This is a genomic window from Pseudomonas sp. TE3728 (genome assembly GCF_056279145.1).
In genome coordinates this window covers 4,159,663-4,177,423 of record NZ_JBWBQT010000001.1, presented here as the reverse complement: position 1 = coordinate 4,177,423, position 17,761 = coordinate 4,159,663, and the positions used below count along the sequence as shown (strand labels likewise).

At 58.9% G+C, this 17,761-nt stretch carries 15 protein-coding genes; 6 read left to right on the top strand and 9 right to left on the bottom strand.

Features of this window, described 5'->3' with window-relative positions; all coding sequences use genetic code 11:
• The first annotated feature begins 6 nt into the window (after positions 1-6).
• The 5 genes from atpD (at position 7) to glmS (ending at position 6,156) form a co-directional block, all read left to right on the top strand.
• On the top strand, positions 7-1,386 hold the full coding sequence (gene atpD, locus ACZ89R_RS18280; RefSeq protein ID WP_008007883.1) for a F0F1 ATP synthase subunit beta: 1,380 nt from the start codon (positions 7-9) through the stop codon (positions 1,384-1,386).
• Positions 1,387-1,431: 45 nt separating this feature from the next.
• Positions 1,432-1,857, top strand: a complete 426-nt coding sequence (locus ACZ89R_RS18275; protein WP_007903037.1) for a F0F1 ATP synthase subunit epsilon — start codon at positions 1,432-1,434, stop codon at positions 1,855-1,857.
• Between the two features lie 117 nt (positions 1,858-1,974).
• On the top strand, positions 1,975-3,342 hold the full coding sequence (gene glmU / locus ACZ89R_RS18270) for a bifunctional UDP-N-acetylglucosamine diphosphorylase/glucosamine-1-phosphate N-acetyltransferase GlmU (RefSeq protein ID WP_429545007.1): 1,368 nt from the start codon (positions 1,975-1,977) through the stop codon (positions 3,340-3,342).
• 200 nt (positions 3,343-3,542) lie between these two features.
• On the top strand, positions 3,543-4,322 hold the full coding sequence (locus ACZ89R_RS18265; protein ID WP_429547838.1) for a DeoR/GlpR family DNA-binding transcription regulator: 780 nt from the start codon (positions 3,543-3,545) through the stop codon (positions 4,320-4,322).
• 1 nt (position 4,323) lies between these two features.
• The gene (glmS, locus tag ACZ89R_RS18260) at positions 4,324-6,156 is read left to right on the top strand and encodes a glutamine--fructose-6-phosphate transaminase (isomerizing) (RefSeq protein WP_429545008.1); all 1,833 of its coding nucleotides are present in this window, start codon (positions 4,324-4,326) and stop codon (positions 6,154-6,156) included.
• A 473-nt stretch (positions 6,157-6,629) separates the two neighbouring features.
• Here glmS and ACZ89R_RS18255 read toward each other — a convergent pair whose 3' ends face one another.
• From ACZ89R_RS18255 to ACZ89R_RS18240, 4 genes are all read right to left on the bottom strand, one after another.
• Complete coding sequence (locus ACZ89R_RS18255) at positions 6,630-7,949, bottom strand: outer membrane protein transport protein (RefSeq protein ID WP_429545009.1); 1,320 nt, start codon at positions 7,947-7,949, stop codon at positions 6,630-6,632.
• A gap of 260 nt (positions 7,950-8,209) precedes the next feature.
• Entirely contained in the window at positions 8,210-9,076 is an 867-nt protein-coding gene (locus ACZ89R_RS18250) for an SDR family NAD(P)-dependent oxidoreductase (RefSeq protein WP_429545010.1), read from the bottom strand.
• Positions 9,077-9,104: 28 nt separating this feature from the next.
• Positions 9,105-9,968 (bottom strand): SDR family NAD(P)-dependent oxidoreductase, encoded by an 864-nt coding sequence (locus ACZ89R_RS18245; protein WP_057396520.1) that lies wholly within the window; start codon positions 9,966-9,968, stop codon positions 9,105-9,107.
• Between the two features lie 4 nt (positions 9,969-9,972).
• A complete protein-coding gene (locus ACZ89R_RS18240; RefSeq protein ID WP_429545011.1) occupies positions 9,973-10,893 on the bottom strand; it encodes an alpha/beta hydrolase in 921 nt (306 codons plus the stop codon).
• A 133-nt stretch (positions 10,894-11,026) separates the two neighbouring features.
• On the opposite strand from ACZ89R_RS18240, the gene ACZ89R_RS18235 reads away from it, so the two are divergent.
• The gene (locus ACZ89R_RS18235; protein ID WP_401172887.1) at positions 11,027-12,043 is read left to right on the top strand and encodes an AraC family transcriptional regulator; all 1,017 of its coding nucleotides are present in this window, start codon (positions 11,027-11,029) and stop codon (positions 12,041-12,043) included.
• A gap of 619 nt (positions 12,044-12,662) precedes the next feature.
• On the opposite strand, the gene ACZ89R_RS18230 is transcribed toward ACZ89R_RS18235, so the two are convergent.
• The 5 genes from ACZ89R_RS18230 to ACZ89R_RS18210 are packed head-to-tail and all read right to left on the bottom strand — an operon-like array spanning position 12,663 to position 17,738.
• Entirely contained in the window at positions 12,663-13,595 is a 933-nt protein-coding gene (locus tag ACZ89R_RS18230) for a phosphatidate cytidylyltransferase (protein WP_007896595.1), read from the bottom strand.
• Between the two features lies 1 nt (position 13,596).
• On the bottom strand, positions 13,597-14,217 hold the full coding sequence (locus tag ACZ89R_RS18225; protein WP_427626350.1) for a lysophospholipid acyltransferase family protein: 621 nt from the start codon (positions 14,215-14,217) through the stop codon (positions 13,597-13,599).
• Positions 14,218-14,228: 11 nt separating this feature from the next.
• Positions 14,229-14,684, bottom strand: a complete 456-nt coding sequence (locus ACZ89R_RS18220) for a hypothetical protein (protein WP_429545012.1) — start codon at positions 14,682-14,684, stop codon at positions 14,229-14,231.
• The gene (locus tag ACZ89R_RS18215) at positions 14,674-15,984 is read right to left on the bottom strand and encodes a phosphatase PAP2/dual specificity phosphatase family protein (RefSeq protein ID WP_429547839.1); all 1,311 of its coding nucleotides are present in this window, start codon (positions 15,982-15,984) and stop codon (positions 14,674-14,676) included. The genes ACZ89R_RS18220 and ACZ89R_RS18215 overlap by 11 nt, the downstream gene beginning before the upstream one ends.
• A complete protein-coding gene (locus tag ACZ89R_RS18210; RefSeq protein ID WP_429545013.1) occupies positions 15,981-17,738 on the bottom strand; it encodes a bifunctional alpha/beta hydrolase/class I SAM-dependent methyltransferase in 1,758 nt (585 codons plus the stop codon). The genes ACZ89R_RS18215 and ACZ89R_RS18210 overlap by 4 nt, the downstream gene beginning before the upstream one ends.
• Between the last annotated feature and the right edge of the window lie 23 nt (positions 17,739-17,761).

Sequence of the window (17,761 nt, the reverse complement as noted above, 5' to 3'; positions counted from 1 at the left end):
CCAGCTATGAGTAGCGGACGTATCGTTCAAATCATCGGCGCCGTTATCGACGTGGAATTTCCACGCGACAGCGTACCGAGCATCTACAACGCGCTGAAAGTAGTGAGCGCGGCCGAAACCACCCTGGAAGTTCAGCAGCAGCTGGGCGACGGCGTGGTTCGTACCATTGCGATGGGTTCCACCGAGGGCTTGAAGCGCGGTCTGGAAGTCAATGACTCTGGCGCAGCCATCTCCGTACCAGTCGGTAAAGCGACCCTGGGCCGGATCATGGACGTTCTGGGTAACCCGATCGACGAAGCTGGCCCGATCGACACCGAAGAGCGCTGGGGCATTCACCGTCCTGCGCCAACCTTCGCTGAACAAGCGGGCGGCAACGACCTGCTGGAAACCGGCATCAAGGTTATCGACCTGGTTTGCCCGTTCGCCAAGGGTGGTAAAGTCGGTCTGTTCGGTGGTGCCGGTGTAGGCAAAACCGTAAACATGATGGAACTGATCCGTAACATCGCCATCGAGCACAGCGGTTATTCCGTGTTCGCCGGTGTGGGTGAGCGTACTCGTGAGGGTAACGACTTCTACCACGAGATGAAGGATTCCAACGTTCTGGACAAAGTGGCACTGGTTTACGGTCAGATGAACGAGCCGCCGGGTAACCGTCTGCGCGTAGCACTGACCGGCCTGACCATGGCCGAGAAGTTCCGTGACGAAGGTAACGACGTTCTGCTGTTCGTCGACAACATCTATCGTTACACCCTGGCCGGTACTGAAGTATCCGCACTGCTGGGCCGTATGCCTTCCGCAGTAGGTTACCAGCCGACCCTGGCCGAAGAGATGGGTACTCTGCAAGAGCGTATCACTTCGACCAAAAACGGTTCGATCACCTCGATCCAGGCGGTATACGTACCGGCGGATGACTTGACTGACCCGTCGCCAGCGACCACCTTCGCCCACTTGGACGCCACTGTCGTTCTGTCCCGTGACATCGCTTCCCTGGGTATCTACCCGGCGGTCGATCCACTCGACTCGACTTCGCGCCAGCTGGACCCGAACGTAATCGGCCAGGACCACTACGACACTGCTCGCGGCGTACAGTATGTTCTGCAGCGTTACAAAGAACTGAAGGACATCATTGCGATCCTGGGTATGGACGAGCTGTCGGAAGCCGACAAGCAGTTGGTAAACCGTGCTCGTAAGATCCAGCGTTTCTTGTCGCAGCCGTTCTTCGTGGCTGAAGTCTTCACCGGTGCATCGGGTAAATACGTTTCCCTGAAAGACACCATTGCTGGCTTCAAAGGCATCCTCAACGGTGACTACGACCACCTGCCAGAACAAGCGTTCTACATGGTCGGCGGCATCGAAGAAGCGATCGAGAAAGCCAAGAAACTGTAATCCCGGCGCCCGGCAACGGGCGCTAATTTAGGTTGAGGCAATCAGATGGCTATGACAGTCCATTGCGATATCGTCAGCGCGGAAGGGGAAATCTTTTCCGGCCTGGTCGAGATGGTGGTTGCGCACGGTGCACTGGGTGATCTTGGTATCGCCCTGGGTCACGCGCCGCTGATCACCAATCTCAAGCCGGGTCCTATCCGCTTGATCAAGCAGGGCGGGGAAGAGGAGGTGTATTACATCTCCGGCGGTTTCCTCGAGGTTCAGCCGAACATGGTCAAGGTTCTTGCCGACACCGTGCAACGTGCTGCCGACCTGGATGAAGCCTCCGCTCGGGAAGCAGTTCAGGCTGCCGAGAAGGCCCTGCATGACAAAGGCGCAGAGTTCGATTACGGAGCTGCTGCCGCACGTCTGGCCGAGGCTGCAGCTCAGCTGCGCACCGTCCAGCAGATCCGCAAGAAGTTCGGCCACTAATAGGCCATCGACTTATTGCGCGATTGATTAAAAAGGGTAGCCTCGGCTACCCTTTTTTCTTTTCCGACTTTCATCACCCGGTCGCAGCCGCTGACCCCCCAGGATTAGTAGCCTGTCATGTCTCTTGAAATTGTTATCCTCGCTGCCGGCCAAGGCACGCGCATGCGTTCGGCCTTGCCTAAAGTCCTGCATCCTGTTGCCGGTAACTCAATGCTTGGCCATGTTATCCACACGGCCCGGCAACTAGATCCACAACGCATCCATGTGGTGATCGGACATGGTGCTGAAGCGGTGCGCGAGCGTCTGGCGGCCGATGACCTGAATTTCGTCCTGCAGGATCAACAGCTGGGTACCGGACATGCGGTGGCCCAGGCTGTGCCGTTCATCGAGTCCGATACCGTGCTGATTCTGTACGGCGACGTACCCTTGATCGAAGTCGAAACCCTGCAACGGTTGCTCAAGCTGGCTGCACCGCAGCAACTGGGCCTGTTGACTGTCGAGCTGGATGACCCTACGGGTTACGGCCGCATCGTCCGCGATGCCGCCGGGAAGGTGACCGCCATCGTCGAGCATAAAGACACCACCGAGCTCGAACGTGCGATCACCGAAGGCAATACCGGCATTCTGGCGCTGCCTTTCAAACGTCTGGGTGATTGGGTAAGTCGCCTTTCCAATAACAATTCCCAAGGCGAGTACTACCTGACCGACGTGATCGCCATGGCGGTCAGTGATGGTCTGGTGGTGGCTACCGAACACCCCCATGACGCTATGGAAGTGCAGGGCGCCAACGATCGCAAGCAACTGGCCGAGCTTGAGCGTCACTATCAGCTGCGCGCCGCTCGTCGTTTGATGGCTCAGGGCGTGACCCTGCGCGACCCGGCACGTTTCGATGTGCGTGGTGAGGTCTCCATCGGCCGGGATGTACTGATCGACATCAACGTCATCCTCGAAGGCAAAGTAGTCATCGAGGACGACGTGGTGATCGGCCCGAACTGCGTGATCAAGGACAGCACCTTGCGCAAAGGCGTGGTGATCAAGGCCAACAGCCATATCGAAGGCGCGATGCTCGGTGAAGGCAGCGATGCCGGCCCGTTCGCTCGTTTGCGCCCGGGTACGGTGCTGGAAGCTCGCGCGCATGTGGGTAACTTCGTTGAACTGAAGAACGCCCATATGGGCGAGGGCGCCAAGGCCGGTCACTTGACGTATTTGGGCGATGCCGAGATCGGTGCGCGCACCAACATTGGCGCAGGCACCATCACCTGTAACTATGACGGCGCCAACAAGTGGAAAACCGTGTTGGGCGAAGATGTATTCATCGGCTCCAACAATTCGTTGGTGGCGCCTGTGGATATCTCAGCGGGTGCGACCACGGCGGCGGGTTCGACCATTACCCAGAATGTGGATAAGGCTCAGTTGGCCGTGGGGCGGGCTCGGCAGAAGAACATCGATGGCTGGAAACGGCCGGAGAAGATCAAGAAGAGCTGAGTTATCCACAGATTGAAGATCAAAAGATCGCAGCCTTCGGCAGCTCCTACAGGATGAACACGAATCCTTTTGTAGGAGCTGCCGAAGGCTGCGATCTTTTTTATGGGTTATCCACACATCTTTTTTCTGACGCTGGCTTGACGAAGTTTCGTTAATGGGTTTTGATTGCTTACGTTATCTTTCGAATCGAAACTTATCCAATCATGTCAAAGCGCAACACGCCCCAACGCCGCCACAATATCCTTGCCTTGCTCAATGAGCAGGGTGAAGTCAGCGTGGATGAGCTGGCCAAGCGCTTCGAAACTTCGGAAGTTACGATTCGCAAGGACTTGGCCGCGCTTGAAAGCAACGGTCTGTTGCTGCGTCGTTATGGCGGGGCGGTCACCATGCCTCAGGAACTGGTCGCCGATCTCGGCCAACCGGTTTCCAAATACAAGCAGGCCATTGCCCGTGCCGCCGTCACGCGAATCCGCGAGCATGCGCGAATCATCATCGACAGCGGCAGCACCACCGCTGCAATGATCCCTGAACTCGGTCAGCAACCGGGTCTGGTGGTGATGACCAACTCCCTGTATGTCGCCAACGCTTTGAGCGAACTCGAGCACGAGCCGGTGCTGTTGATGACCGGCGGGACCTGGGACCCGCATTCCGAGTCCTTCCAGGGTCAGGTGGCCGAGCAAGTACTACGCTCATATGACTTTGATCAGCTATTTATCGGTGCCGATGGCATCGATCTGGTGCGCGGGACCACCACCTTCAATGAATTGCTGGGCTTGAGCCGTGTCATGGCCGAGGTTGCCCGCGAAGTGATCGTGATGGTCGAGGCCGACAAGATCGGCCGAAAAATTCCCAATCTGGAGCTGCCATGGAGCAGCGTCCATACCCTCATTACCGATGATCGTCTGCCACTTGCGGCACGCGATCAGATTCAGGCCCGCGGCATTAATTTGATTTGCGCCGCCGTCAGTCAGGAGAACTAGCATGTGTGGAATTGTCGGTGCAGTCGCAGAACGTAACGTTACCGCCATCCTGCTCGAAGGCCTCAAGCGTCTGGAATACCGCGGGTATGACAGCGCCGGTGTGGCGGTGTACACCAATGATGAAAAGCTCTTGCGCACGCGTCGTCCGGGCAAGGTCAGCGAGCTGGAACAGGCGCTGATCGAAGAGCCTCTGGTCGGCCGTCTGGGCATTGCCCACACTCGCTGGGCGACCCACGGCGCGCCGTGTGAACGCAATGCTCACCCGCATTTCTCAGGCGATCTGGCGGTGGTGCACAACGGCATCATCGAGAACCATGAAGCCCTGCGCGAGCAACTCAAGGCTTTGGGCCACGTATTCACGTCGGACACTGACACTGAAGTCATCGCGCATCTGCTGCACGAAAAACTCAAGCTGCAACCCGACCTGACAATAGCCCTGAAAGCGACCGTCAAAGAATTGCACGGTGCTTACGGTCTGGCGGTGATCAGCGCTCTTCAACCGGATCGCCTGGTGGCGGCCCGCAGTGGCAGCCCATTGGTGATCGGTCTGGGTATGGGGGAGAATTTCCTGGCTTCCGACCAATTGGCGCTACGTCAGGTCACTGACCGTTTCATGTACCTGGAAGAAGGCGATATCGCCGAAATTCGCCGCGACAGCGTGCAGATCTGGGATATCGATGGCGCGCTCGTCCAGCGTGAAAGCGTTCAGTACCGCGACGGTGCCGAAGCGGCTGACAAAGGCGAATTCCGCCATTACATGCTCAAGGAAATTCACGAGCAACCGGTCGTAGTACAGCGCACTCTCGAAGGTCGCCTGAGCCAAAACCAGGTGCTGGTCGAGGCATTCGGTCCCCAAGCTGCCGAGCTGTTTGCCAAGGTACGCAATGTACAAATCGTCGCCTGCGGCACCAGCTATCACGCCGGCATGGTTGCCCGTTACTGGCTCGAAGAACTGGCGGGTATTCCGTGTCAGGTCGAAGTCGCCAGCGAATTCCGCTACCGCAAGGTAGTGGTGCAGCCCGACACCCTGTTCGTGAGCATCTCCCAGTCAGGTGAAACCGCCGACACTTTGGCCGCGCTGCGCAATGCCAAGGAGTTGGGATTCCTCGCCAGCCTTGCAATCTGCAACGTCGGCATCAGCTCTCTGGTGCGTGAATCGGACCTCACCCTGCTGACCCAGGCCGGTCGCGAAATCGGCGTAGCCTCGACCAAAGCCTTCACCACTCAACTGGTTGGCTTGCTGTTGCTGACCCTGTCTCTGGGTCAGGTTCGCGGTACGTTGGCCGAAGGTGTCGAAGCCACACTGGTTGAAGAACTGCGTCGCCTGCCGACCCGTTTGGGCGAAGCCCTGGCCATGGACAGCACCGTGGAAAAAATCGCCGAGCTGTTCGCCGAGAAGAACCACACCCTGTTCCTCGGTCGCGGCGCGCAATTCCCGGTGGCGATGGAAGGGGCCCTCAAGCTCAAGGAAATCTCCTACATTCACGCGGAAGCTTATCCGGCGGGCGAACTGAAACATGGCCCATTGGCGCTTGTGGATAACGACATGCCCGTCGTCACTGTGGCGCCGAACAACGAATTGCTGGAGAAGTTGAAATCCAACCTCCAGGAAGTCCGCGCCCGTGGCGGTGAACTGATCGTCTTCGCCGACGAGCAGGCTGGCATGACCAATGGCGAAGGCACCCATGTCGTCCATATGCCGCACATCCATGACATCCTGTCGCCGATCCTCTACACCATTCCGCTGCAGCTGCTTTCGTACTATGTGGCCGTATTGAAAGGCACTGACGTTGACCAGCCGCGTAACCTGGCGAAGTCGGTGACGGTGGAATAAGTTATCCACAGGTGATCGAAACAATTGATTTAAAACTGTCGCTAGACAATAAAAACTGTCGCAGAGGGAGGGAGCCGTCCCAGCTCCCTTCATCGACACAGGCTCCCTTCCTTCTGTTGCGATGGCTGTAACCCCGCTTTGACCCTCGCCCATGCCTTTGAAAATTCAGCTCGACGAATCACTCGCCTCTTATGTGCGGCGGAACCTATTCCTCAACTGGAACGTAGATGTCGCACCAATCTTTGATCAGCTCGCGACACGTCACGTGTTGAAGAATATCGAGTTGAAAAGACTCTCAGCGGCGATGGGTTGGCAAGGATGCAACGGCTTCAATCGGCTGATTCAGCAACGCCAATTAGTTAAGCCGTAATGCGATCTGTAGCAACTGCCCAGTTCACGAGGCTGCTACAGCAAAGAGTGCGTCGCGGCTGAAATTGCTTAACTGACCTTCATCGGGCTTATGAGGGTGAGGATTAGTATCGATAGGTTGCCTGCACTGAAAATATATTCGCACTGTTTTCGTAATTAGCACTGTATTCAGGTTGAAGGCCGGAGTTGTTCGGTTGGTTTACCGAGGCTTTGGATTCCCAGAGATAACCATAAGCAAAGTCTATCGTCAGATCGGGACTCGGCAAATAAGCGCCACCCAGGGTCACGACTTGGCGGTTACCAACCGGAACGCGCACGCTACGATCGGCATTGCTGATTGGCGACGGATCGTAGGCGTAGCCTGCACGCAGCAGCCATTGTTGGTTCAATTGAAAGGATGCGCCAACGGCGGTGGACCACGTGTCGTGCCAGTTCAATGGTTCGCCCACACGCTCCAGACCCGCACTCTGGCCAAGGGCGGAAACATCGCTGTTGATTGCCTCGATCTTTTTCAGTCGACTCCAACGTTTCCAGGTGGTCCCCAGGTATCCCGTCCAGCGACTATTGAAATGATGGGTGATAGAGGTGTCCACGGATTCGGGCATCGTGATGTCTATCTTGTTGTCATACTTTCCGTCCAGCGGGATAACGCTCGGGGAGCCGGAAACCTCGGTATGCCCTTTGAGGTGATAGCTCACCTTCGAGTGATAGTTAATCCCCCAACTCGTTGCATCACTCAAGTCAACCAAGAGGCCGACGTTGTAGCCAATTGCCGTGTCATCGCCTTTGATGGTGACCCGTGTGTCCTGGCCGTTGTTCAGGGCGCCGGTGGCCAGGTAATTCTGAAGTTTTGCATCGAAATGGTTTATGGTCGGTCCGCCACCAATGGACACGTAATCATTGATCCGATAGGCGATGGTGGGCTGCAGGGTTACCTCCTTGGTCGAGCTATAGGAACCCTGGTAGCGGCCCTGAAAACTGCTCTCGTATTCATTGATCAGACCACTCGGAGCATAGAGACCCAGACCAATCGAAAAACGATCATCAAGCGGCGTCGACATATAGGCGAAGGGCACGACCGCCAAAGGTACCGAGTCCCCCTTATTCGTTCCTGCGACACTGCTCTGCGCATCACTAATGTCGTCGCTCCCCGAGATGATCGCGGCCCCGCCGGAAATCTCGGTACGTTTCAACTTGGTCAAGCCAGCAGGATTTCCGTAGATGGTGCTGGCGTCCAGTGCGGAAGACGACCTTCCCGCATAAGCAGTTCCCGCACTGCTGGCACTTTGTTCGTTAAGAGCAATGCCATTGGCGCCTGCAATTGTAGAGGCACTGAGCAGTGCCATGACACTGGTGTACTTAATCCATGCAGCACACTTTCGCTGAGCGGAGAGACACGGGATCGCACGGCTATTGAGTTTCATTTTCCACCTCTCGTTTATTGTTTTTGTTGATTGCACGCAGGCAAGGCTTCGCCTTCCTGTGCACTTTTGAGTGCCGGTTGGAGTTGATCGAAGTTGTGTAAAAGACCCTGACGGAACACCGCCAGGGCACGACTGCTGGACTTACAAATGCGAGTCAGGGACTCATTCGACTTGGAAGCTATAGCGCCCCAAGAGCGGCGCCAGGATTTCCTGGTTAGTTTCGGCCCGGATGCGGGCGACATGCCCACGGCCAGAAGCGGTCATTCGTTCAGGCTGCGACCCTGACCTAATGAAGCCTTGTCTTCATCGCTGAGCCTTACCGCTTCGGCGATTTTTCCAGCGTCGAAACCGATCCACTCGATAAGCCGGCGCAGCAAGCCTGGCGCTTTCGCCACCAGCACCTGGCTGCGTGGAACCGTCACCAAGTCATGCCGCTGCTCGATGCAGTCCACCAGGGCGGCCACCACCTGCTCCAACGCGACGAACTGCCAGACCCCCTGATGGTTATTCCAGACCAGGGTGGAGGACGGCCCATCAACGATCGCCTCCATCATCGGCGTTTGGAAGAAGGTCGGGTGGAACGAGCCGACACTCACGCCGTGCTGACGAAGCTCCAGGCGCAAGCTGTCACACAGGGCCCAGACTCCGGCCTTGCTGGCGGTGTAGGCCGTGTTCAACGGCGAATGAACGAAAGCCGCCATAGACGAGATGGCCAGTAGATAGCCCTGGCGTGCCTTCACATGGGGCAGTGAAGCGCGGAAGGTGCGCGCCACACCGTTGAGGTTGATATCGATGACCCGGTCAAACGTGGCGGGATCGATATACTCCAGGGCTACCACCGAGCTGACGCCAGCGCCGGCGACCACCACATCAATTCCGCCGAAATGCTGCGCGGCCTCTTTCAGCGCCGTTTCCAGACTCTCAATTGAGCGCACGTTGGCCACCCAACCGACAGCGACATTAGGCCCGCCCAGGGTGACAGCCATTGCATTCAGGCTATCCAGATCGAGATCCAGCAAGACCAGCTTCGCGCCTTTGTCGCGCAGGGCCTGCGCGGCGGCCCTGCCGAGACCACCCGTGGCACCAGTGATGGCGATGACGCGGTCGTTCAACGAGTAGCTTTTCATGGGTGAACCTTAAGCAAGTAGTGGGGCATCAACTAGGGCTCTGGGTGCGAACGGTTTCTTCTTCCAATTGGTGGAGCAACCGTTGCAGGCGGGCATCGCGTGTCAGATGCCAGTCCGTGAAAACGTTGAACAGGCCGCGCAACAGTGAGATGGGCGCCCAGCGAGCCGGTACAACGATGCGCGGCTGGCGCTTTTGTAGACCGCGCACCACGCCACGTGCCACCTGTTCCGGTGCAATCGCCCGATGCAGGAAGGCCGGCAATAGGGTCTCGTTCATCTGGGTGGCGATGGCGTTGCCACCGAAGGCGACCTTGGCGATGGCGGTCGCCGTCCAGCCGGGATAGAGCACGCTGGCGCTGGCCCCGGTTGCACTTAACTCGGCGCGCAGCGAGCGGGCCAGCGACTCCACCGCCGCCTTGCTCGCGGCATAGGGCGCGTTGGCCATGCCGTTCAAGTAGGCATAGGTCGACGACGTGACCAGCACTTGGCCCCGATTGCGCACGACCTCCGGCAGTGCGGCGCGCATCGCGTGCCACACCCCGAACAGATCCACCTCAATGATGCGACGGAACTCCGCTTCGTCGCAGGTGCGTAGGGTCGCCGGTACGCCTCGCCAGGAGATGCCGGCATTGGCGAAGGCCACATCGAGACGGCCGAAACGCTCGACTGCTTGGCGTATCACTGCCTTTGCCGCCTCGGCGTCGGTGACGTCGAACGCCAGCGGCAACACACGTTGGCTGTTGAACTCCTGGGCCAGCTTGTCCACCGCCTCCTGCGAGGTATCGGTCAGCACTAGGCTGGCGCCCTGCACATACAGTTCGCGTGCACTGGCGGCGCCGATGCCGCCAGCCGCGCCGGTGATCAGAACCACTTTGCCTTGAAGGTCGTACATATTCTTATCTCTTCGTTGGGGGGCTTGGCACGTTGCGCTTGAGGAAGTCGAGTTGATCACCCACCACCTGCTCGAAGGCTTCGCCCACATAAATATCGAAATGCCCATGGGCATAGCGATGGATCTCATGACGTGGCGCGCGCCGGGCGTGACGCAGCGTCTGCTTCGCCGGTGCCACGCTGTCGGGATCGCACACGCAAAACAGCACGGGGGCCTGGATACGAGGTGTACTGCGCCCGGGGTAGTAGCGAATGATGTCCAGGGCAAAGCGCGCGGCGGCCTCTTTGCGGATACGCGCACCTGACGGGATCAGCCCGTTATAGCCACTCCAGGCATCCGGCGAAGTCATGAATGCCGTATCGCCAGGTTGACCGGCGAGCGGAACCAGAATGGGTTTGGCGCCGAACCACGAGCCGATACGGTCGACCAGGGCCAGCAAGGTGAGGCGAAGTGACACCAGGAGTTCGGTGGCAAGACTGGAGCTCAGGCCGTCGGTGAAGGGACATTGGGAAATGACAGCGGCCACCCTGGCATCGTCGGCGGCGGTGGCCAGCACATGCCCGCCACCGAACGAGGTGCCCCAGATAACGACACGCTGCGGGTCCACATCCGCGAGGCGGCGGGCGTGATCTATCGCGGCTTTCCAGTCTTCGAGCTGGCGGTTGATATCCAGCAGTTGGCGAGGCTCGCCCTCGCTGTCGCCGAAGTGGCGATAGTCGAATACCAGGCAAGCGTAGCCGGCGGCGGCGAAGCGGGCGGCAAAGGCCGGCAAGCGCATCTTGCGCGTCCCGCCAAGCCCATGCGCCATCACCACCACCGGGAAAGGTCCTGCACCCAGTGGGCGGTAAAAGTCGGCAACGCAACGCGAGCCGTTGGAGAAGAACTGGATTGTCGCTGGTGCCAGAAGATCGGTGATCGTGTTCATGAACGGCATCTGCTGGAATGGCTGGAGTGCCGTCATTCTCGGCCGCTGCCGTTAGGAAGGCTTGACGGTATCCGACGACTTGCTTGACACTTTGCGTCAAACAACAAAAGGCCAACCCACCCAAAGAGGCCCGATGAGCCAGCCTTTGTATAGGCGCGTGGTGCCCGAGACCTACGTGCAACTGCTCTATGAATACCTGGAGGCGCTCGGTCATGAGCCCGAGTCGGTGCTTGGCCAGCCCTGGCCCACACCTGCCCAGGAGGGTGTCGGCGGCGTTGACGTGGGATGCTGGGATCGCCTGCTGGTGACGGCGGCGCAGGCACTGGACGACCCGCTGCTGGGCCTACACGTCGGTCAAACCATCAGCGCCCGGCATATCGGTGTGCTCGGCTCGGTGCTGCTGGCCTGCGGTAATCTCGGTACGGCTCTGCAACGCCTGGAGCGCTACATTCGCCTGGTGTACGACGTCATTCCCATGACTCGCCGCGACGGCGACGGCTGGTTCGAACTGGTCTGGGATGTCAGCCAGTACCAGCCCGGACCCTTGGTGAACGAAACCGGTATGGTTGCCATAGTGCAGTTCTGCCGTGCCCTAGTGCGCGGCACGGCCAACCCGTTGCGAATCGATTTCAATCATCCCAGCCCCCTCGACACCAGCCCGTACGAAGCCTTCTTCGGCTGCCCGGTACGCTTCGGTCAGGCCGAGGCGGTCCTGCGTTTCTCCGCGCAACTGCTCGAACTGCCCTTTAAGAGCCCCGACCCGGCGCTGGTCTCCCTGTTGGAACAACATGCGGATCGCCTGCTGGCCCAGTTGCCACAGCAGGATGAATTCGTGGAACAGCTGCGCAAGACCATCACCCATGCCTTGCGCGAAGGTGAGCCGAGCATAGAGCGGATAAGCCCCCAACTGGGCACCTCGTCACGCACGCTACAGCGCCGTCTACAAGAGGCCGGCACCAGCTTTCGCTATGAGCTGAACTTGGTCCGCCACGAACTAGCGTTGTCGTACCTGCGCGATCCACGCCTGCAAATCGTGGATATCGCCATGCTGCTGGGCTATTCGGAGCACAGCGCCTTCACTCGCGCCTTCAAGGAGTGGAGTGGAAGGTCGCCCCATGAGGCGAGGCAACTCAACTCGGAGAGTTACTGAGCGGGGAGTCCATGGAATTAGGGAAGGCTTCGGGAGCAGGCTCAGTCTCTGTTCGGCCTCGGGACATCAGGCCCTTTTTGAGTGGTCCATTGAGTGGCCGCAGCCCGAGCCTAACGGCTTCCGGTTAGGGGTCGTTAGGCTTGTGTGTTTTGGGGGAAGGAATTTCTCACCTTGTTATCAAAATATATTGTTGAAAATCTGGGTTGCTTTAGAGGCTTGAGCTGTTAAGTGTCAGAATGTTTACCCAGTGGCTTATTCGGAAATGCAGTTTAGCACCAGCTTTTGTTAGGCCGCTGGTGTCAAAATATTTTGTTCGGCACCACCCAAATGATGAGATGCGCCTGACAGCTCCGATCAGTGCAGCCTTAAAGTGGCGTAATCGACGTATAGGCTCGCGGTAAATCCATCTACCCGTAACCGGGGACAAACTATGTTGTCTTAAATTTTAACCGCGAGACAAATTTTCTGGCGTACCGGATAAACTATCTTGTGATTGATATCACCGTGTACCAGCAATTTGCCCTAGCATTTAGGCTATTAGCCGGACAAACTATGTTGTCAGGAGCCAAATGAAAAGACCGCAGCTTTGGCTGCGGTCTTTTTTTTAGGATCAGCTATTTCAAGTCCACCAATACCGCACAAGATGAAAGAAGATCGGTGCCGCAAAACACACTGAATCCAGTCGATCCAGCATCCCGCCGTGGCCTTCGATCATGTGTCCCCAATCCTTCACGCCCCGATCACGCTTGATTGCCGACATCACGATGCCGCCGGCAAACCCGAGCAGGTTGATCAGCAGCGCAATCAAGAACGACTGCCACGGGTTGAATGGTGTGGTCCACCACAAGGCTGCACCAATCAGCGAGGACAGCAAAACGCCGCCGACAAAGCCTTCAACGGTTTTCGACGGTGACAGAGTGGGCGCGATTTTGTGTTTGCCGAACAATTTGCCGCAGACGTACTGCAGCACGTCCGACAGCTGCACCACGATCACCAGATACGCGATCAGCAGCAGGTTGCGGCCTTCATAACCGACGATGTCCAGGGTCAGCAGGGCGGGTACGAACGACACGCAGAACACCGCGATCATCAAGCCCCATTGCACTTTCGACGCCCGCTCGAGGAAGTGCGTGCTGTCGCCGCCGAGAGACGCAAGGATCGGCAGCAGCAAAAATACGTACACCGGAATAAAGATCGAGAACAGTCCGTACCAATCGGAATAGATCAGCAGATATTGCAGCGGCAATGCCAGGTAAAACGCTGCCACCAGCGCCGGGTAGTCGCTGCGTCGGGTGGGCATGAGGGTGAGGAATTCGCGTAGCGCATAGAACGATACTGCGTAAAACAGCAGGATCACCGCGCCGGTGCCCAGCCAAAAAGCGATGCCGATCACTACCACCATCACCCACCAAGCGTTGATGCGGGCGTTGAGGTTCTCGATGACTGCATTGGGCGTGCCCCGGGTGCGCAGTTTGAGGATCAGGCCAATCAGTGAGGCCAGCACCAGGATCATGCCGATCCCGCCGAACAGCATCAGGGTTTGTCTGTCCATGTCAGGAATGCTCCGGAGCGAGGGCCAGCAGTGCGTCGCGGCTGCGTGAAAGGAACTGCTCTTTGCTCTCGCCTTCAGTCAGTTGCAGGGGCGCGCCGAAACTGGTGGTACACAACAGCGGCAGTGGCAGCACTCGGCCCTTGGGCATGACCCGGTTGAGGTTGGCGATCCACACCGGAATCACCTGGGCCTGTGGGTAACGTTTTGCCAAGTGGTACAAGCCGCTTTTGAACGGCAGCAAACCCTCTTCCAGATTGCGCGTGCCTTCGGGAAAGATGATTAACGAATCACCCTTCTCCAGGGCGTCGAGCATGGGCTGCAACGGGTTATCCACAGGGTTCTTGCGCTCACGGTCGATCAGCACGCCGTTGAACACCCGGCTGATGATGTAACGGCGTAAGGCGCTCTTGTTCCAATAGTCGCTGCCGGCCACCGGTCGCGTAAGTTTGCGCAGGGTGGAAGGGAGCGAGGCCCAGAGCAGCACGAAGTCGCCGTGGCTGCTGTGATTGGCAAAATAAATGCGCTGCACGGGATCCGGCGCGCAACCCATCCACAGGCTGCGGGCGCCAGTAACGGTTCGGGCCATGGAGGTGATGAGGAAGGCGACCACAGGTTCGAACATTAACGATTTCCTTATCCAGCGAAGGGCAGCCAAGGGCTGGCCAGAATGACAGCCAAGGGTGGCAGTACTTGGGCGGCCAGCAGGACAGCCTGTTTGCGCAGCAGTTTAAGCCCCCCGCGCTGACGTTCGGTCCAGGGCCGGCCGGCACGGTTGGCCGGTTGCAGGCCGAGGTTTTGCAGGGCCTGATCGAGGGCTTGAGTGCGGTCTGACAAAGCGTCAGCGTCGCGGGCCATCAGGGTAAACAGGTCAGCGTCGAAGGCCACCCGCAGCGCCCAGTATTTTTGCCATAACCCGAGGATGATCAGCCAGGCGCTGAGGATCAAGAACGGCGTAGTCGGGGTGATCAGCAGCAGTTGCAGCAGGCCGAACAACACACCCAGCAAGGTCAGCCCTGTGGATAACTGGTCGAGGGTGCGGCCCCGGCGCAGCAGGCTGGCGACCACGTGCAGTTCCATATCAATCGGCATAGGCGCTCTCCAGGGCTTGGCGATGGGCCGGATGCAGCACCACTTGCGGGCGCGCGGCCTGGATCATCGCCACGGCGGCATCGACAGTGGCCACTCGACCGCTGTGCAGCAACCAGGCCGCGATAGCGGTGGCGCTGCGTGAATAGCCCAAAGCGCAGCAGACCAGCAAGGGACCTTGCTGGCGCAGATGTTCAATGGCCTGAGCGGCGGCGAGACATTGCTCAGCGCTGGGCGCGGTCAGGTCGAGTATCGGAACGCTTTGATAGGCGCGGCCTTTCGGGTTGAGCGGCAGCTCAGCGCATAGATCGACCACAGCTTTGAACGGCGCCAACTGATCAGCGTCGGGAAGCCTGCCGAGCCAAACGTTATCCACAACCTCATTGGGTTGCGGATGCTTGCGGGTCCAAAGCCGTGAGTTGATCCACGCCGCTGCTACGTAAGGCGCAAATAACCAACGGGCGGCCGGGCTAAGGCGGCCGTCAGCGCGTTTCTGAAACCCGGCGGCGTCCAGCAACGTGTAGTTGAGCGCCACCAACAGCAATGCCACGGCGGGCCAGATCAGCCACAGCCATCCGCCGCCCAGGCCAAAGGCTGGAAGGGCGAATATCACCGCGCCGACGCCATAACGCAGGGCCAGGCGCCAGCGTTTCGGGTCCTTGGCCAACCGCAGGCTACTCAAGGGGCTGGGCCGATCCAGTGGCCACAACCACACGCACAGCCAGCCGGCGAGGGCGCCTGTGGGTAAGTCGATAAAGTGATGTTGATAAGTGGTCAGCACCGAAATCCCGATCAATGCGAACCAGCCGTGCACCAGCCAGCGCCACAGCCCTTGAGAGTGCCGTTGGTACATCACCCACAAAATCACCAGCAGGGCGATGTGTAGCGATGGCGCCTGATTGAACGGCTTGTCGAACCCGGCCAGGACCGCGAACAGCCAGCCGAACACTCCATCCAGTTCAGGCCGTTCAAAGGTGAAGCGCAGCGGCCATAACAGGAAACAACTGATAGAGATCACTTGAGCACTCAGCAGGCGCAAGGCGTGGCGCTTGAGTTCATGGCGACTATTGGGCAGCAGCAGCGAAAAACCGTACAGCAGATCTATCGTCCAGTAGGGGACGATGGTCCAGGCCCAGAAGGGCATGGCGGTTTCCCAATCGAAAACGAAGGTGGCGACATCGCTGCGCTGGGCCGTGACCCACGTGGCAAAGCCGTAACTGGCGAAAAACAGCGGTGCCAGCACCAGTAACCAGAGCACGGCGGGTTTGAGCAAACCCGGCTCTCTCGGGGCCGCCCCCATCATTGCACCCGTTGCGCGAGGGACACGGTGAAGATCCCCCATTCATCCACTCGCTGGGTGATTTTACGAAAACCCGCTGCTTCCACCAGTTGATCCATTTCCGCCTGGCTGCGCCGACGCATCACCCACGCCTGGCCTTGACGGTGACTGGTGAGGGCGCGGGCGATCAGTTCCAGCTGCGGGTGCCAGGGCTGACCGGTGTAGACCAGATAGCCACCAGGCTCCACGGCCTCGGCCAGGCCCGCGAGAGAGCCGCCGACCAGTGCATTGTCGGCAAACAGTTCATACAACCCGGACACCACCGCCAGTGTCGGCTTTGGGTCCAGTGCCGCCAGGTCGGCGCGGTCGAACGCGTCGCCTTTCACGAACTGCGCGATGTCTCCAAGGCCTTTATCGCGAATCAGCGCACCACCGTCACGCACATTGATGTCGCTGTAATCGCGCAACAGTATCGATTCCGGTAGCGGGCTGACGCCTTGCAAGGCTTCGAGAATGTAGCGGCCGTGACCGGCGGCGATGTCGACGATGCGCACCGGTTGGCCTTCTTGACGCAGCTTGGCCATGGTCAGGCGTAGCAGTTCTTCGACGTTGAGTTTGCGCTGGCGAATGCCGCGCCAGCCAATGGAATTCAGGTAGTTCTGATCAATCATCCGCCCGAGCCCGCCCTTGCCGGTGGGCTGGTTGCGGTACACGTAGTCCAGGGTGCTGCCGGAGTCGAAACCGGTGTCGAAGCCCAGCTTCACCCCGTCAGACAGCCGGCTGCCCAGGCGCATGCTGGCGCGGGTCATGCGCCAGTACAGGTCGCGCATCGAGTTGTGCGGCAGCGGGGCAGCGAGGGATTCGGATTCGGTGCAGGTCAGGCCGATCTTGTCGGCATCAAGCAGCGAGGCGCGGTCCAGCGGGTACTCAAAGTTTTGCAGGATAAAGCGTTTGGCGCTGGCTACGGCCACAGCGCGATCACGTTCCCCAAGCGTGTCGTGGAAGAAGCCCGGGAGAATGTGTTTTTCCTTTTTCAGGCTGCCCAGGCGTTCGAAAAACTGTTCCTGGGGTTTGCGGTGGACCACAAAATCCGAGCCGGAAATCAGCAGTTGGGTCGGCACTTGAATCGCCTGCGCATCGGCCACCACACGGTCGGCGGCTTCATACAAGCCGAGCAGCACATTCACCGAAATCGCCTTGGTGATCAGCGGATCGCTGTCGTAGGAGGCGACGCGTTCCGGGTCGTGGCTGAGGAACTTGGCCTTGACGTAGCTGTTGACGAAAAAGTTGCCGCGAAACTTGCGCATCAGCGCCAGGCCCGAACGGGCGAAAGGGACGTAGAGCTTGACCTTGAATGCGGGCGACGCGAGCACCAGCGAGCGGATGCGCGGTGCATAGTCGTGGACCCAGGTCGAGGCAATCACCGCGCCGACGCTCTGGGCGATCACGGCCATGTTCTCTTCATCGATCTGGTGGGTCGCGTTCAGGTGATCGCAAAAGGTCTGCACGTCACGCACGCTGGTGGCGAAACTCGGGCTGTCACCGCGAGCGCCCGGCGACTGACCATGGCCGCGCGCATCCCAGGCAAAGAAGTCGAACGCTGGCAGGTCCAGTTCATCCATCAGGTGGGCGATACGCCCCGAGTGTTCATGGCCGCGATGAAACAGCAGCACAGCCTTGCGCGGTTCGCCCGGATTACCCGCCGTAGCCGGCCAATGACGGTAGAACAGTTCAACGCCGTCGTGGGTAGTGAAGGTCTGATTCTGAGTTTCACGCATTGCACTTTCCTTATGCTTGGGGG

Coding starts and splice junctions, on each gene's coding strand:
- atpD (WP_008007883.1), top strand. CDS start 7: ATGAGTAGCGGACGTATCGTTCAAATCATCGGCGCCGTTATCGACGTG.
- ACZ89R_RS18275 (WP_007903037.1), top strand. CDS start 1,432: ATGGCTATGACAGTCCATTGCGATATCGTCAGCGCGGAAGGGGAAATC.
- glmU (WP_429545007.1), top strand. CDS start 1,975: ATGTCTCTTGAAATTGTTATCCTCGCTGCCGGCCAAGGCACGCGCATG.
- glmS (WP_429545008.1), top strand. CDS start 4,324: ATGTGTGGAATTGTCGGTGCAGTCGCAGAACGTAACGTTACCGCCATC.
- ACZ89R_RS18255 (WP_429545009.1), bottom strand. CDS start 7,949: ATGAAACTCAATAGCCGTGCGATCCCGTGTCTCTCCGCTCAGCGAAAG.
- ACZ89R_RS18250 (WP_429545010.1), bottom strand. CDS start 9,076: ATGAAAAGCTACTCGTTGAACGACCGCGTCATCGCCATCACTGGTGCC.
- ACZ89R_RS18245 (WP_057396520.1), bottom strand. CDS start 9,968: ATGTACGACCTTCAAGGCAAAGTGGTTCTGATCACCGGCGCGGCTGGC.
- ACZ89R_RS18240 (WP_429545011.1), bottom strand. CDS start 10,893: ATGAACACGATCACCGATCTTCTGGCACCAGCGACAATCCAGTTCTTC.
- ACZ89R_RS18235 (WP_401172887.1), top strand. CDS start 11,027: ATGAGCCAGCCTTTGTATAGGCGCGTGGTGCCCGAGACCTACGTGCAA.
- ACZ89R_RS18230 (WP_007896595.1), bottom strand. CDS start 13,595: ATGGACAGACAAACCCTGATGCTGTTCGGCGGGATCGGCATGATCCTG.
- ACZ89R_RS18225 (WP_427626350.1), bottom strand. CDS start 14,217: ATGTTCGAACCTGTGGTCGCCTTCCTCATCACCTCCATGGCCCGAACC.
- ACZ89R_RS18220 (WP_429545012.1), bottom strand. CDS start 14,684: ATGCCGATTGATATGGAACTGCACGTGGTCGCCAGCCTGCTGCGCCGG.
- ACZ89R_RS18215 (WP_429547839.1), bottom strand. CDS start 15,984: ATGATGGGGGCGGCCCCGAGAGAGCCGGGTTTGCTCAAACCCGCCGTG.
- ACZ89R_RS18210 (WP_429545013.1), bottom strand. CDS start 17,738: ATGCGTGAAACTCAGAATCAGACCTTCACTACCCACGACGGCGTTGAA.